This is a genomic window from Peribacillus sp. 05N428 (assembly GCF_056397085.1).
Window position 1 is genome coordinate 182,686 of record NZ_JBFTMS010000007.1, and the last position, 13,201, is coordinate 195,886.

13 protein-coding genes and 1 pseudogene are annotated in these 13,201 nt (G+C 42.7%); 9 read left to right on the forward strand and 5 right to left on the reverse strand.

All coding sequences use genetic code 11. The annotated features are described in order from the left end of the window. Positions 1-197 precede the first annotated feature (197 nt). Positions 198-560 (forward strand): annotated as a pseudogene (locus tag AC1DIV_RS09825) (cytochrome c biogenesis CcdA family protein); the annotation flags it as partial. Positions 561-956: 396 nt separating this feature from the next. Here AC1DIV_RS09825 and AC1DIV_RS09830 read toward each other — a convergent pair. After that, the gene (locus tag AC1DIV_RS09830; protein ID WP_477576245.1) at positions 957-2,237 is read right to left on the reverse strand and encodes a M20 family metallopeptidase; all 1,281 of its coding nucleotides are present in this window, start codon (positions 2,235-2,237) and stop codon (positions 957-959) included. A gap of 416 nt (positions 2,238-2,653) precedes the next feature. Between AC1DIV_RS09830 and AC1DIV_RS09835 the strand changes: the two genes are divergently transcribed. Then, a complete protein-coding gene (locus tag AC1DIV_RS09835; RefSeq protein ID WP_048678017.1) occupies positions 2,654-3,058 on the forward strand; it encodes a YugN-like family protein in 405 nt (134 codons plus the stop codon). Here the strand turns inward: AC1DIV_RS09835 and AC1DIV_RS09840 are convergent. Both AC1DIV_RS09840 and AC1DIV_RS09845 read right to left on the reverse strand, forming a co-directional pair. Further along, positions 3,055-4,047 carry a potassium channel family protein gene (locus AC1DIV_RS09840; protein WP_421163272.1) on the reverse strand — a complete coding sequence of 331 codons (993 nt, stop codon included), beginning with the start codon at positions 4,045-4,047 and terminating at the stop codon, positions 3,055-3,057. The genes AC1DIV_RS09835 and AC1DIV_RS09840 overlap by 4 nt on opposite strands. Before the next feature lie 244 nt (positions 4,048-4,291). Then, positions 4,292-5,578: a glycoside hydrolase family 18 protein gene (locus tag AC1DIV_RS09845; RefSeq protein WP_063595869.1), complete on the reverse strand. Its 1,287-nt coding sequence runs from the start codon at positions 5,576-5,578 to the stop codon at positions 4,292-4,294. A gap of 165 nt (positions 5,579-5,743) precedes the next feature. On the opposite strand from AC1DIV_RS09845, the gene AC1DIV_RS09850 reads away from it, so the two are divergent. Beyond that, the gene (locus AC1DIV_RS09850; RefSeq protein ID WP_034310322.1) at positions 5,744-5,953 is read left to right on the forward strand and encodes an alpha/beta-type small acid-soluble spore protein; all 210 of its coding nucleotides are present in this window, start codon (positions 5,744-5,746) and stop codon (positions 5,951-5,953) included. A gap of 60 nt (positions 5,954-6,013) precedes the next feature. On the opposite strand, the gene AC1DIV_RS09855 is transcribed toward AC1DIV_RS09850, so the two are convergent. Beyond that, a complete protein-coding gene (locus tag AC1DIV_RS09855; RefSeq protein ID WP_477576247.1) occupies positions 6,014-6,757 on the reverse strand; it encodes a glycerophosphodiester phosphodiesterase in 744 nt (247 codons plus the stop codon). Positions 6,758-6,910: 153 nt separating this feature from the next. On the opposite strand from AC1DIV_RS09855, the gene AC1DIV_RS09860 reads away from it, so the two are divergent. The 4 genes from AC1DIV_RS09860 (at position 6,911) to AC1DIV_RS09875 (ending at position 11,205) form a co-directional block, all read left to right on the forward strand. Continuing rightward, positions 6,911-7,738 carry an undecaprenyl-diphosphate phosphatase gene (locus AC1DIV_RS09860; protein WP_275452462.1) on the forward strand — a complete coding sequence of 276 codons (828 nt, stop codon included), beginning with the start codon at positions 6,911-6,913 and terminating at the stop codon, positions 7,736-7,738. A 375-nt stretch (positions 7,739-8,113) separates the two neighbouring features. Further along, positions 8,114-9,436, forward strand: coding sequence for an APC family permease (locus AC1DIV_RS09865; RefSeq protein ID WP_477576249.1), 1,323 nt, complete (start codon positions 8,114-8,116; stop codon positions 9,434-9,436). 146 nt (positions 9,437-9,582) lie between these two features. Further along, positions 9,583-10,776, forward strand: a complete 1,194-nt coding sequence (locus AC1DIV_RS09870; protein ID WP_063595872.1) for an MFS transporter — start codon at positions 9,583-9,585, stop codon at positions 10,774-10,776. 99 nt (positions 10,777-10,875) lie between these two features. Further along, the gene (locus AC1DIV_RS09875; RefSeq protein WP_048678011.1) at positions 10,876-11,205 is read left to right on the forward strand and encodes a hypothetical protein; all 330 of its coding nucleotides are present in this window, start codon (positions 10,876-10,878) and stop codon (positions 11,203-11,205) included. 108 nt (positions 11,206-11,313) lie between these two features. On the opposite strand, the gene AC1DIV_RS09880 is transcribed toward AC1DIV_RS09875, so the two are convergent. Then, positions 11,314-11,457, reverse strand: coding sequence for a hypothetical protein (locus AC1DIV_RS09880; protein WP_153246076.1), 144 nt, complete (start codon positions 11,455-11,457; stop codon positions 11,314-11,316). A gap of 145 nt (positions 11,458-11,602) precedes the next feature. Here AC1DIV_RS09880 and AC1DIV_RS09885 point away from each other — a divergent pair, with 145 nt between their 5' ends. Together AC1DIV_RS09885 and AC1DIV_RS09890 are read left to right on the forward strand one after the other, a co-directional pair. Then, positions 11,603-12,466 carry an STAS domain-containing protein gene (locus tag AC1DIV_RS09885; RefSeq protein WP_249598340.1) on the forward strand — a complete coding sequence of 288 codons (864 nt, stop codon included), beginning with the start codon at positions 11,603-11,605 and terminating at the stop codon, positions 12,464-12,466. Between the two features lie 178 nt (positions 12,467-12,644). Continuing rightward, positions 12,645-13,082 (forward strand): hypothetical protein, encoded by a 438-nt coding sequence (locus AC1DIV_RS09890; RefSeq protein WP_477576251.1) that lies wholly within the window; start codon positions 12,645-12,647, stop codon positions 13,080-13,082. Positions 13,083-13,201 lie beyond the last annotated feature (119 nt).

A 13,201-nucleotide genomic window follows, 5' to 3' on the forward strand; every position in this document is an offset into this window, starting at 1 on the left:
TTTTTTGTTGAACGCCAAAGGGTAAGAATAAACATATTCGATACTGGTATCGAATATGAAAGTGGGGGGTGATTAGTATCGAGGAGCTAGAGAAACTGTTAACGGTTCCCCGGTCCGCAAGAAGCCTGCCTGCCGGATGGAAAGAAGAAGATGTAAGATGCTAAAACAAGACAAAATCAAAACTGGAGGAAATCATATTGGGAGACTTAAATATTTTTATATCTTTTGGTGCTGGGGTTTATCCTTTATCTCTCCTTGCTGTTTGCCCGTATATCCTGCCTTTTTATCTTATATTACAGGATTATCAGTTACAGAATTAAAAGAAGATAATAACAAAGTAAATAGCAGGCCAATTTTATTTACGATCTCTTTTATGAATACATTGATTTAATTAGACAAGTAGGTGCTATTTTGATAATTGTTTTTGGTTTAATGATTATTGGGGTTTTTCAACCAAAATTCTTAATGATGGATAAAAATCGCCCATCCGCTAGATAGGTTCTATTTTAATTGGGATAGGATATGCTGCTGGTTGGACTCCTTGCATAGGCCCCATATTAGGGGCGTTGTAACCCTTGGTTTATCTACAGGTCAGATGTTAATAATACAAAAAGTGAACCTGACTAAAAAAGAAGGCAAAGAATTATTAAAAAAAATCCTGGTTCATTCAGAGAAAAAAGGAATTCCCACTTTTCCCAAAAAGAAAAAAGCCTGAAGCGGTTTTACTGCTCCAGGCTCTTTTTTTAGCTTTTGGTCTTCATGTAAATTTGAAACAAAGTTTGATCAAAACACGCAATAAATATATCTAGTTTAGCATTGAACTAAAGAATTAATACCAACGAGTATATAAATATTCCCACCAATGACCACCACCACCATATACACCTTGAAAGAGAACATTAGCAGTAGCGCGTGCAGTATACCCTGCACCTGCATAAAGTTTAGTGAAAATAGATTTAAAATGACCTAAGATACTTGACTGCAGTCTCAGCATATATCTCGGCAGATTCTATTAAGTTCTCCACTGAAACCCGCTCATCGTACCCATGGATAGTGTGTTCCAGCCCAGGACCGTAAAGGACGGTTTCAATGCCATGGCGCCGGAAGTGACTGGCATCACTTGAACCAAGCAAAAGTACGCTGAAGACGGGTTCCTCCATTCCAAGGACACGCTGGATTCCCAGTTCCATGGCCCTCACAATTGGACGATCCTCTAAGGTCCAGTTCGGGTTAGTACAGGGTACCATTGGCTCTACAACCGCACCTGGCGCTACAGCACTAACAAGATTCCTAGCGATATCAAGTACAAACTCGGGCTTCATACCGAATGGAACCCGGGTATCCACTTTAATGATACACTTGTCTGCGACGACGTTCACATTTGTTCCGCCCTGGATTACACCTGGATTGTAAGAGGGACGATAAAGTAACTGTGACAGTAAGGGATTTCCTAGACTCTGAGATAGGAGCCACTCAGTATTGTACAAAAGTTGACAAGGCTCTGGCGGAGGCGTTGCCTTGAGCTCCCATAGCTTGGTTAGTGCTTCGACCGCGGCTGCCCCCCTTCGTACGGCGGAGATTCCATAAAGCGGTTGTAGGCTGCCATGATCTGTCTGACCTGGTATGATCACCTGCATCCATGCCTTGCCCTTTTCACCGGCATTCGGATGGTAGCGGTCCGTTGGTTCACCAATCAGACAAGCATCACCCTTAATCAATCCTTGATCCAGGAGCGAGGCCACCTCAATGCCGCCAGTCTCTTCATCCGGAGAGGCAATAACTCCTAGGCTACCTTTCAAATTAAGAGTGGGGGCGAACTCCTGAAGTAGTCCAGCCACAAAAATCAGTGCTGCCAAGCCTCCTTTCATATCGGAGGCTCCCCTACCCAAAAGCATACCTGCTCTGACTTCTCCTGAGAAAGGATCGAAGGTCCAATGTGAACAATCGCCTGCAGGTACGACATCTGTATGTCCACAAAATAGGAGCCGTGGACCAGGTACCCTGGTTAAGGGAGCATCACAGACCACGGTAACCAGCGCATTTTCGCTACGGCGGTGCTCGGTAATCAAGAACCCTTTTGCTGCTAGGTATCGGCTAATATGGCGTCCCATTTCTGCTGACCGCTTCTTAAACTCGGGCGATGGATTTTCAGATGGAATTCGAATAAATGAAGCAGCAAGTTCGACTAATTCCTGTTGCCTTGACCTTATCAGTTGCCGGATTATTCTGGTACTCATATAAATACATCCCCTCCATGTCCAGCATTAGCCGCAATATTTCTATACCTATTCTATGTGCTGTTCCTAGTTCATATTTCTGAGGTTAAAAGTGGGGAATTTAAAGTCTCGTTCAATGCTATAGTTAAACTTAATGAGCCAAAGAGCCAAAGTTATATATGGGTAGCGTCAGGAAAATGTGCTTAACGTTGTATATCCGCATTTTCCTGACGCTACCAGCAGAAGGTCCAGTAATTACGAATGGAGGAGGAGGAGGGAGCGACGAAGCTGAAATAAAAGCGTAAGGAAAGCTTGGAAATCAGTGAGGAAGCCAATCTTCCTTTATGCCTGATCAAGGGGACAATAGAGTCATTCCAGGTTTTTTTTTAAGCGCTTTGGTTAAGCTAATAGAAAATTAGCGAAAGAGGTTTTATACAATGATTAAAATTTCTTCTCAGTTGGAAGGGAAAACATTCGGGTTGTTCGATCTGGAGACAAAGTTAAAACCGGAAGGATATGCGATAGGCGGAGGATGGGATTATGACCACGGGTCTTTTGATTATAAGATTGATGACAGTGATGGCTACCAATTCTTGCGGGTCCCTTTCAAGGCTGTTGATGGTTCACTCGATCAGGACGGGGTAATGGTCGAACTCTTACAACCGTTTTTGTTATCTCATAAGTACGAGGACGGGATTGACGATGAAGGAAATATCGGAAACCTCTCCGCTTCCTTCAATCAGTTTGCCGAGCCTGAAAATCCGGATGCCGAATTTCCGGAAAACTATATCTCATTAGGAAAAACGCTTGTCCGGGATCTGGAAAAGCTTTTATTACATTAATCATCAATGATGAGTAGAGTGTCATCACGATGGATGACTACATCTCCGGGGGGCTTGATTAAGGTCTTGCCTCCTGAAATGATGCCGACCAATAAAATGTCTTGATCGAATAGCTTAACGTTCAGCTGTTTGAACGTCAATTCCACCCAGTCATCCTGGATGGGCAGCTGTTTGAGGCTCAATCCATCCCGCTCATTTTGTTCCCTGGCTTCCGTTATGATCCCCTTCGATAAGCAATCCTGCATATATTCACTCGCGAATTTATTCGTTTCGACTATGCCGTCCGCCCCAGCCCGTAACGCATTTTCCTTTTGTTCATGCGTCAAAATTTCCACAAGACAATACACATGCGGATTCAGCCCTTTGACGGCCAGTAACGTTAAAATCGAGAACATATCCGTTTGCAGCTCGTCCTGCTTAAGGTCAGCCGTAATAAGGACGCGTATGGCTTGTTTAATATTGGCTTTCTGCAAAACGGAATCCAATGTAGCTTTTCCTTGGATAAAGTGGATATTCGTTCGTGGAAGCGGGTGCTTTTGCAGTGTATCATCGATAAGGACAATGGATTGATGGTGCTTGCGATCATGAATGTTTTGGATGATTCTCTTGGAACGGCCATTCCAGCCCACAATGATAATATGTCCGCCGCCGCCGAATACTTTCTTTCCTGTTAGAAATTGCTGTTCATTGGATATGGAAATTTTAGCGATGTACGCAAAATAAGAAGTAATCAGGCCGGCCCCTGACAAAATGAGGACCATCCCAATGATTTTGCCAAGATTGGTCACGGGAGTGAAATCTCCATAGCCGACCGTTGACATCGTCACGATTGCCCACCAGATGCCATCAAGTAAGGTGGGGAATCTCTCCGGCTCCACAATGTGGATCAAGACCCCGAATGAAAGTAAAAATAATGCGATGATGGAAAGCAATCTGATGAAACGCGGAAATCTGGGAACGGTACTGATGTATGGACCGATTCTAATCATTTTTTCACACCCTTTGAGCTGTTCCTTATAGTATGGTCAAAAAAGGCATGGCTCATAAGGGTCCGGACTGACAAACTTTGAATGATGAATATTGGCATATTGCCTGATCGAATTTCGGTAAATGATAAAAGCCCTCCGGAAGATGTCGGAAGGCTTATAGTGCTGAGTCACGTATCCTGAATGGACTTCATGCTCGATGGTTGATTATATGCCCATTTCAGCTTGGGTATTCCTATATCTTTTGTTAAACCCTTCTCCGTACGTTGAAGTTATCACTGATGAGCAGCCAGTTTTGGGGGAAGGCTAAGCCGAGCTTCCAATAACTCATTCCCCTTAAGTTCAATTCTTTGAGTAAATCGAATTTTGCCTGAATCGATCTGGCATCTTCAAACCACACCTCATGCTGCCTATCCTCAATATCGGTATAATTGAAGTGAGGGGCCTGTGCGGTTTCGTCATACTCGATGGAAACATCATTGTCCGCCGCAATTTGGATGGCCTGCTGCGGACTCACGGCCCTGGCAGTGGATCCCTGTACAAAAGGCAGGGTCCAATCATAGCCATATAGGTTTTGCCCCATCAGGATCTTGTTGGAAGGAATATCGGTGACGGCATATTCGAGGACATCCCGAACAGGTCCGATAGGTGACACTGCCATTGGCGGTCCGCCGCTATATCCCCATTCATATGTCATGATGATGACGAAGTCGACGATTTCACCATGTGCTTTATAGTCATGGGCCTCATACCAACGGCCTTTTTGCTCAGCACTTGTTTTAGGGGCCAGTGCCGTGGAAATGAACCATCCTTCCTTCTTGAAGCGATCCCTGGCTTTTCGGAGAAATTGATTATAGGCTTCTCTGTCGGCCGGCCGTAAATACTCAAAGTCAAAGTGGATATCCCGGAAACCGTATTTCTTTGCCGTTGTAACGATATTGTTCAGGAACTTATTCTGAACGGAAGTATTCGTTAAGATGATTCGCCCGAGCTCATCGCTGAATTGGTCATTCTCCTGATTTGTGATCACCATCATCAGGACATTTTTATTTTCCCTGGCGATGGCAGGGAAGTCATTGAGCAATGGCTCTTTTAAGGAGCCGTCTCGCAGCGCCTGGAAGCTGAAAGGGGCTAAGTAGGTTAAATAGGGCGCAGCTTCCCTGGCGGCCGTCTCAAGGGCCGGTGCAACCGTCGTGCCCCTCGGCTCGACATAGCCGTTGAATTCGGCAGTCCTTTTCCTCCGTGCCGGAATATAAAGCCGGTATCCAACGGATAGGATTTGATTTTCGGAAATGCCATTTATATTTGCCAATTCTTGAACAGGGACATCAACCCTTTGGGAAATGGAATAAAGACTATCACCTGGTTGAACGAAATAATAACTGCCGACGATTGGAATGACAAGGGCCTGCCCCGAAACAAGATTATTTGGGTTAGGGATCTTATTTGATTCAACGAGCCTGTCGACGGTTACGCTGTACGTCTGGGCGATGCCATATAACGTCTGGCCTGGCCTAACCACATGTATTTGCAATTCTTTTCCCTCCTACTGAAAGTTTCCTAACAGTTTATGAGCATAAAAAGAATTTCATGATAAAGAGCTTAGGATTGAGAGAAACGCAAACAAAAAAATACAATAAATTGGCAATAATAATTTAAGCTTAAAATGCTAATTAATATTAGTAGGAGGTGAAAACACATGGCAAACAACAATAACAGCAATCAACTTCTAGTATCTGGTGCAGAACAAGCTCTACAACAAATGAAAAATGAAATCGCTAGTGAATTTGGTGTAAACCTAGGTGCTGACACTACTTCTCGCGCTAACGGATCTGTTGGTGGGGAAATCACAAAACGTTTGGTTCAAATGGCTGAACAACAACTAGGCGGTTCAAACTTTTCTCGTTAATTAATTGAATAAATATGGATTAGAAAGAGAAGGGGCATCGCTCCTTCTCTTTCGCATGGCTCAGCCATGTGACTGACAAGCTTTCAAAATCTTGATTGCCCTTTCAGGGAAATCGGTCATGATGACGTCGACTCCCAACTCTGCCAGCCTGACGATGTCGGCTTCATCATTGGCGACCCAAGGCCGGATTTTATATCCAAGTTTTTTCGCTTTTTCTTTAACCGCAGGATTCAGGCTGTTTTTATCTGGATGAAAACCCGATTCTTTTTTATCACGTAAGATTTCTTCGAAGTTTTCAGGAAGCCCCTCGAACAATAAGGCCCGTTCAAGATCTGGGGCAAGCATCTTCACTTTTTCAATGGTTTGATGGTTGAAGGAAGAGAGGATCACCCGGTTTTCCATTCCATATTGACGAATTGAATCAATGATCTTCTGTTCGATTCCTTCATAAGCGAGTTTATCCGTCTTGATCTCGATATTCATCAATAAAGCATTTCCCTTAGCCCAGTCGAAAACGTCCACTAAAAAAGGAATCCGCTCCCCAAGGAATTCATTGGAAAATTTGCTCCCGGCATCAGCCGTTTTCAGTTTTTGTGCCGAATGATCTTTTACATAACCGGTAAGGGTGGTCGTTCGATCAAGTGTTTCGTCATGGATGATGACCAGTTCCCCGTCAGAACTGAGGTGGACATCGAACTCGATCCCCTCGGCCCCGATTTCTGCCGCCTTTTGAAAGGCTGCCATGGTATTTTCAGGATGCGTCCCCTTGGACCCTCTATGGGCGAAAATCAGTATGTTTTGCAAAATCATCACTTCCCCTTTAAACTTTATCTTGAACCCTATCATACATGTACGCTTGAATTGTTTCAGCAATGTTTAATAGACAATATTTTAAACAACGAGTAAAATACATATGATATTTCCATAAATAGGTGTTCGAAATATGAGGTGAATAAAATGAATATGTGGGAAATTTTTGTTGCAGTTATCCTTGGTCTTGTAGAAGGATTAACTGAATTTGCTCCTGTATCGTCAACAGGGCATATGATTATCGTTGATGATTTATGGTTGAATTCGAAAGAACTTTTCGGGAGTGAAGTGGCTAATGCCTTCAAGGTGGTCATCCAGCTTGGATCGATACTCGCCGTTGTCGTGCTCTTCTGGGGGCGATTCATGGACTTGCTTGGTTTAAGGAAGCTGAAAGGCACATCCGCTGTGAACGGCCAAAAGCTTAACCTATTGCAGATCATTGTCGGATTGTTACCGGCGGGCGTTTTAGGTCTATTATTCGAAGATTACATTGATGATCATTTATTTACGATGAAGACGGTTATCGTCGGATTGTTCCTTGGCGCGTTTTTGATGATTGCTGCGGATAAATTCCGTCCAAAGCTGACTGCAGAGACGGTTGACCAAATCACTTATAAACAAGCCTTTGGTGTAGGGTTAATTCAATGTTTGTCACTATGGCCGGGATTTTCCCGTTCAGGTTCAACGATATCAGGCGGTGTGCTATTAGGGATGAGCTACCGGGCTGCTTCCGATTTCACGTTCATCATGGCAGTGCCGATCATGGCTGGTGCCAGTTTGTTAAAAATCGTGAAATACTGGGATAGCTTCACGCCTGAAGTTCTGCCATTCTTTATTGCAGGTTTCATCAGCGCATTTATCTTTGCGTTATTCTGTATCCGCTTTTTCTTGATTTTAATCAATAAAGTTAAATTGACTCCTTTTGCCATTTACCGGATCGTCTTGGCGGTTGTGCTTCTATTCATTATTTGGTAATACGAAATGAAGCTTGAAAGAGGAGATGGACCACCCCGTTGATTCGGGGTGGTTTTTTTGTGTGTCCGAAAATAAGCGGGATTCCCATAAAATTCTTTACGAATGATAATTGAGTTTTGGGGTTTTTAATTCGTTATTATTGAGTAAAAACTCAATAAATCTTTTTATAACAAAAAAATATTCGGTTTTTAGTGCAGTTCCAGTCATAATTAGTAAAAAAAATATAAATGAAATAAAGCTGCCTGAGCGTAATGATACCAACGTGTTTGGGTATTTTCCGGAATATTCAAATGATTACATAAACTATTTTCATATAGTTTATATGATATAATTTTAGTATAAATAAAGTACATGTGTACACCTGGGGAGGACAACATGGGAAATGACCAATTGAAGAAAACGATTGGCTTTTGGGTAGGAACATCTATTGTAGTTGGTACAGTTATCGGTTCTGGTATTTTCATGAGACCTGGTGACGTGCTTGAATTGAGCGGTAATTCAACCATGGCCTTGTTAGCTTGGCTGATAGGCGGTCTCATTACCCTTGCAAGCGGGTTGACGATTGCGGAAGTGAGTACACGAATTCCTAAAACGGGCGGCTTATATGTCTATATGGAAGAAGTGTACGGTAAAGCATGGGGATTCCTATGCGGCTGGGTTCAGACATTGGTGTACGGACCTGCAGTCATGGGCGCCCTCAGTTTATACTTCGGGTTATTAGTTGCAGGAATATTTAAGATCGCTTCAAGCTACTCTTTGGCGATAGGGATTCTGACGATTGTATTCATAGCAGGCATGAATTTGCTGGGGACAAAATACGGCGGTATCATCCAAACCTTATCGACCGTTGCTAAATTGATCCCGATCATTTTCATAGCGGTGTTCGGTATCGCACAAGGTGATATGCCTGTATTCAATATCGATAGCGAAAGTTCAATGAAAATCAGTATGGCCGGTGCGATTTTGGCTACGCTCTGGGCGTATGATGGCTGGATGAATGTCGGCTTCATGGCAGGGGAAATGAAAAATCCACAGAAAACGCTGCCGCGGGCAATCATAACGGGATTGGTCGTGGTCATGGTCGCTTACTTGGGTGTGAATCTTGCCATGCTTCATGTATTGGGGGCGGAGGGAGTCATAGCCCATGGTACGAATGCAGCGAATGTTGCAGCAACGCTTCTATTCGGAGAGTTGGGCGGGAAATTGATATCGATCGGAATTGCGATTTCTATCTTCGGTTGCTTGAACGGAAAGCTTTTGACCTTTCCGCGCATTACCTTGGCGATGGCGACTAATAAAATGATGCCAGGCCATAAACAAATCGGAAAAATATCGCCCAAGTTCAAAACGCCTATAAATGCCACGGTATTGCAAGTGATCATTGCAATCATCATGATGGTTGCAACAGACCCTGACAAACTTACCAATATGGCTGTATTCTCTGTCTTCTGTTTTTATGGATTAGCCTTCTTTGCGGTCTTCATCTTACGCAGAAAAGATCCGGATGCAAAAACGTATAAAGTGCCGTTTTACCCATTCATCCCCATTGTGGCGATTGCTGGTGCAATATATATTGTTTTAAGCACATTAATTCAAACACCTTTAAATGCCTTGTACTCAGTGATCATCCTTATTATCGGTATGCCAGTGTACTGGCTCCTTAAGAAAAATGAGCGGGATGGTAAACGTTCAAATTAATGAAAAAACCTTCACTGCATGCAGTGAAGGTTTTTTTTAGTTGCTGGAATGAAATTTTCCCGTTTGACAAAAGTGGTGAAATAGACAACTCGGGAAGTTCGTATTAACATAGGGGGAAAGTTAAATAGTGAAGGGTCTGAACAAAAGTGAATTATATCGAGCCTGCTGGTAAATCATTCAGGAAAACGATCTTGGCTTTATTTCTTGGTAGCTTTGTAACGTTTGCGGATCTGTATAGTACCCAACCGGTCATTCCGGTTTTCGCCAAGCAATTCGGAGTCTCTCCTGCAATGGCAAGCCTTACATTATCTTTCGCAACTGGAACGCTTGCACTCTGTTTATTGCTTGTTTCTTTTTTCTCAGAAAATATCGATAGGAAAAAAATAATGGGGACGGCGCTCACTCTGTCTGCATTGTTATCCATATGTGTCAGCTTCATCCAGGATGATCTATACATCCTGATTGCAATACGGGCGATTCAAGGTGCGGTGCTTGCAGGTTTCCCGGCCATTGCGATGGCCTATATCAATGAAGAGTTTCATCCGAAAAGCCTTGGCTATGTGATGGGGATCTATGTGAGCGGTTCGAGTATCGGCGGCTTGGCTGGCAGGCTGATTGTCGGGGTGCTGACCGACCATTTCTCATGGAACATAGCGATTGGAAGCCTTGGAGCTTTAAGTTTGATCATCAGTCTGGCTTTTTGGTGGATGCTTCCGCCTTCGCAGCATGCTGTCCGCGTACGGGTCTCATTATCAAGGATCAAAACATCCCTTATCAATAACTTAAGGAATAACAGACTAGTACTCTTATTCGGCATGGCCTTCCTATTAATGGGCTCGTTCGTTACCGTTTATAACTTTGTGGGTATTCCTTTAATGGGACCGCCATATCATTTATCACAGACATTGATTGGCTTCATATTCATAATCTATCTTGTGGGGACGTTTAGTTCAACATGGATGGGGAAGCTTGCCGATCAATATAGTCGGAGGGTTGTACTTCTTATCGGCATCGCAATCATGCTGATGGGCGCCCTGTTAACCTTATTGGACCCGCTTTTGCTGAAAATAATGGGGCTTGCCCTGTTTACATTTGGCTTTTTTGGAGCTCATTCCATTGCGAGCAGCTGGGTCGGCAGTTTGGCAGATAAGAGTGAAAAGGCACAAGCATCCGCATTATATCTCCTGTTTTACTATGCAGGATCAAGTATAGTGGGGGCATCTGGCGGTTTATTCCTGATGAAGTTCGGCTGGGGAGGGGTCATCTCGGCTGTATCCATTCTGATCCTCCTTGCTGCCGCTTGTGCGATGATGGTTGAAAAAGTGAAAATCGTTAAATAAAATGATCTTTTCTATCATGTTTTTCCGGAATCCTGAATATAATCTAGTGAAAATGGATATTGAATAATAGATTGATAAGAGAAGAGGGTATTAGATAGAGTGAAACGAAAAGCAGTAATTCTCATTGGGTTAATAGCCGTTTTAATTATATTATTCGTTGTATACTTAACAAGTCCTGGCAGATTGCAAAAGGTGCAGATTGTTGAAAAATACTATCCGCATTTCTCCGATGGCAAGGCAGTCGGTTTTAAGACGAACGAAGTCATTGATGTGACGGAAACCGAAGAGGGATCCAATTGCGCAATGAAATTCGACAATGGGAAAACGTTTGAAATTGATTGTGACCGTTATTTAACATACAAAATTGATGAAACAGTCTATATTACTACTGAAGGGAACCATGTTGAGGAGATCCGGAGAAAAAGGTAGTGGCTTATCGATTTTTAATGACGAAAGAGCTGGGTTTGCTTAATGAACAGCTCAGCTCTTCTATTTGATCCCATTCAAAAAGCCCAGGCCATTTTGGACTGGGCTTTTTCATTTTTTATCTTTGCCTTTACTTTTATCCTTTTTATTACGCCGAAGTACATTCAAGATTCTGCGGCTGTTATTTTTACTGTTTATGAGCTCGACTAAATCGCTCATGTTTTCAGATTCGAAGTCTTGTTGATCTTTTTTCATGTTCATCCCTCCAAGTCATATATCATAATACCCTTATCAAGAAAAGGGTAAACGTCTATTAGCATATTGGTAATAGAAGGATTTTATATCCTTACCCCTCGATTATTTGCTAAAATATGATAAAAGCCCTGTATGGGAGGTCCATATGGAAGAATTAAGAATGATTGGCGAAAAAATTGAAAAATTTAAATATATCTTAGTGGAGCATATCGAGTTGTTTGAAGAAGAGGAACCGCTCTATGATTTAGAAACCAGTAAAGAGGTACGGTCAAAACTTATTCAAATTCATGCAGATGCCTTGATTCATGGAAAGGCACAAGCGATGGAAAGCATGAAAATAACGGGTATGGAAATAGGTAAGCGCATCGTGGATATGGGCATTCCTTTAGATAAGAATATTGAGGAAGCGCAGCTTGTGCGTAACCTTTTCTGGAGTTTCATTGAAGAAGAGGTGAGCAACCGATATTACTCCATTGAAATTCTGTTAAAAGCAAGCTCAATAATTGATGCAATCCTGGACCAGTTCATACACTGTGTGAGTATCAGTTACGTGAATCATTATAAAGAAATGGCGAGAATGGCAAACGAATCGTTGCAGAAGATAAAAGAAAACCAAGAAGTCATGGAAGAATTGTCCACCCCGATTGTTCAGACCATATTAAAGGATGTGCTGCTCTTACCTTTGATCGGACGCATTGACGATTGGAGAATGGAGTCGATTCAATCGACGGTGCTGCAAAAATGTGCAGATCTGCATGCGGAAGTATTGATCATGGATTTCTCGGGAATTACCTTTACGAAGGAAAGCGATATGCTCTCCCTGCTGGATCAATTAGTGGGGGCATTGGCCTTGATGGGAACGGAAACGATGTTTGTCGGTTTTACCCCTGATGTCGTGAAAGAGATCGTCAAACTTGATTTTGCAAATCAGGTAAAAGCCTTTCTATCGTTCAGGCAGGCCCTTGAATATCTGTTGAATCAAAGAGGGCTGGCTCTTCAGCCAGTATGATGGAGGTATCCTTTTTTAGGGTATCTTTTTTTCTATGTCAGGCTAACATTCCTGCTGCCCCCATATTTAATGCCCATCGATATTTCTCCATGTTATAGTGAAGTGGCGTGGACGGACATGTTGTTTTTGATTTAAATTAAATAGGACATGTAAAGCGTGTAAGGAAGGTGGTTGAATAGTGTTTTTCAAGAAAAATGAAGAACCTGAACATTACGAAAAATGGTATTGTGTAGGAATCATGACGGATAATGGGCTGGAGGATGAAGAATATGATGTTTTGTCCAAACGCATCCTCGACTCGGTCCAAAATGTCTCGGTCATATCGGACTTGGTAAGGGTGGAATGGGATCGGGACAAATTGCGAGCCTTGAATGAACGTTTTGGGGACCCCTCATTTTCCGACCCATGGTTTATCATTAATGAATTCATACCAGAGGATATAAAAAAGGAAAGAAAACTTCTGGAGAAAACTCATAAATGGAAGAGGATCTTTGGTCTCCTTTCCCCGATTGAATATATGGAAGCCGAGACGAAGGCGGCCCATGACTTTGATAAAGCTCTCTTTTATACAGACGATGTAGATAAAGTGATTGAATACATTATTGCAAATAGCTAGCATTCCCTGCCACATCGATACATTGTATCGGTGTTTTTGCATTTGATTTACTGTTTATCGGAGTAATTTCACGGTAAAAATTCGACCTTGAGCGAGTTGATTCGACCTTGTGTGTAATA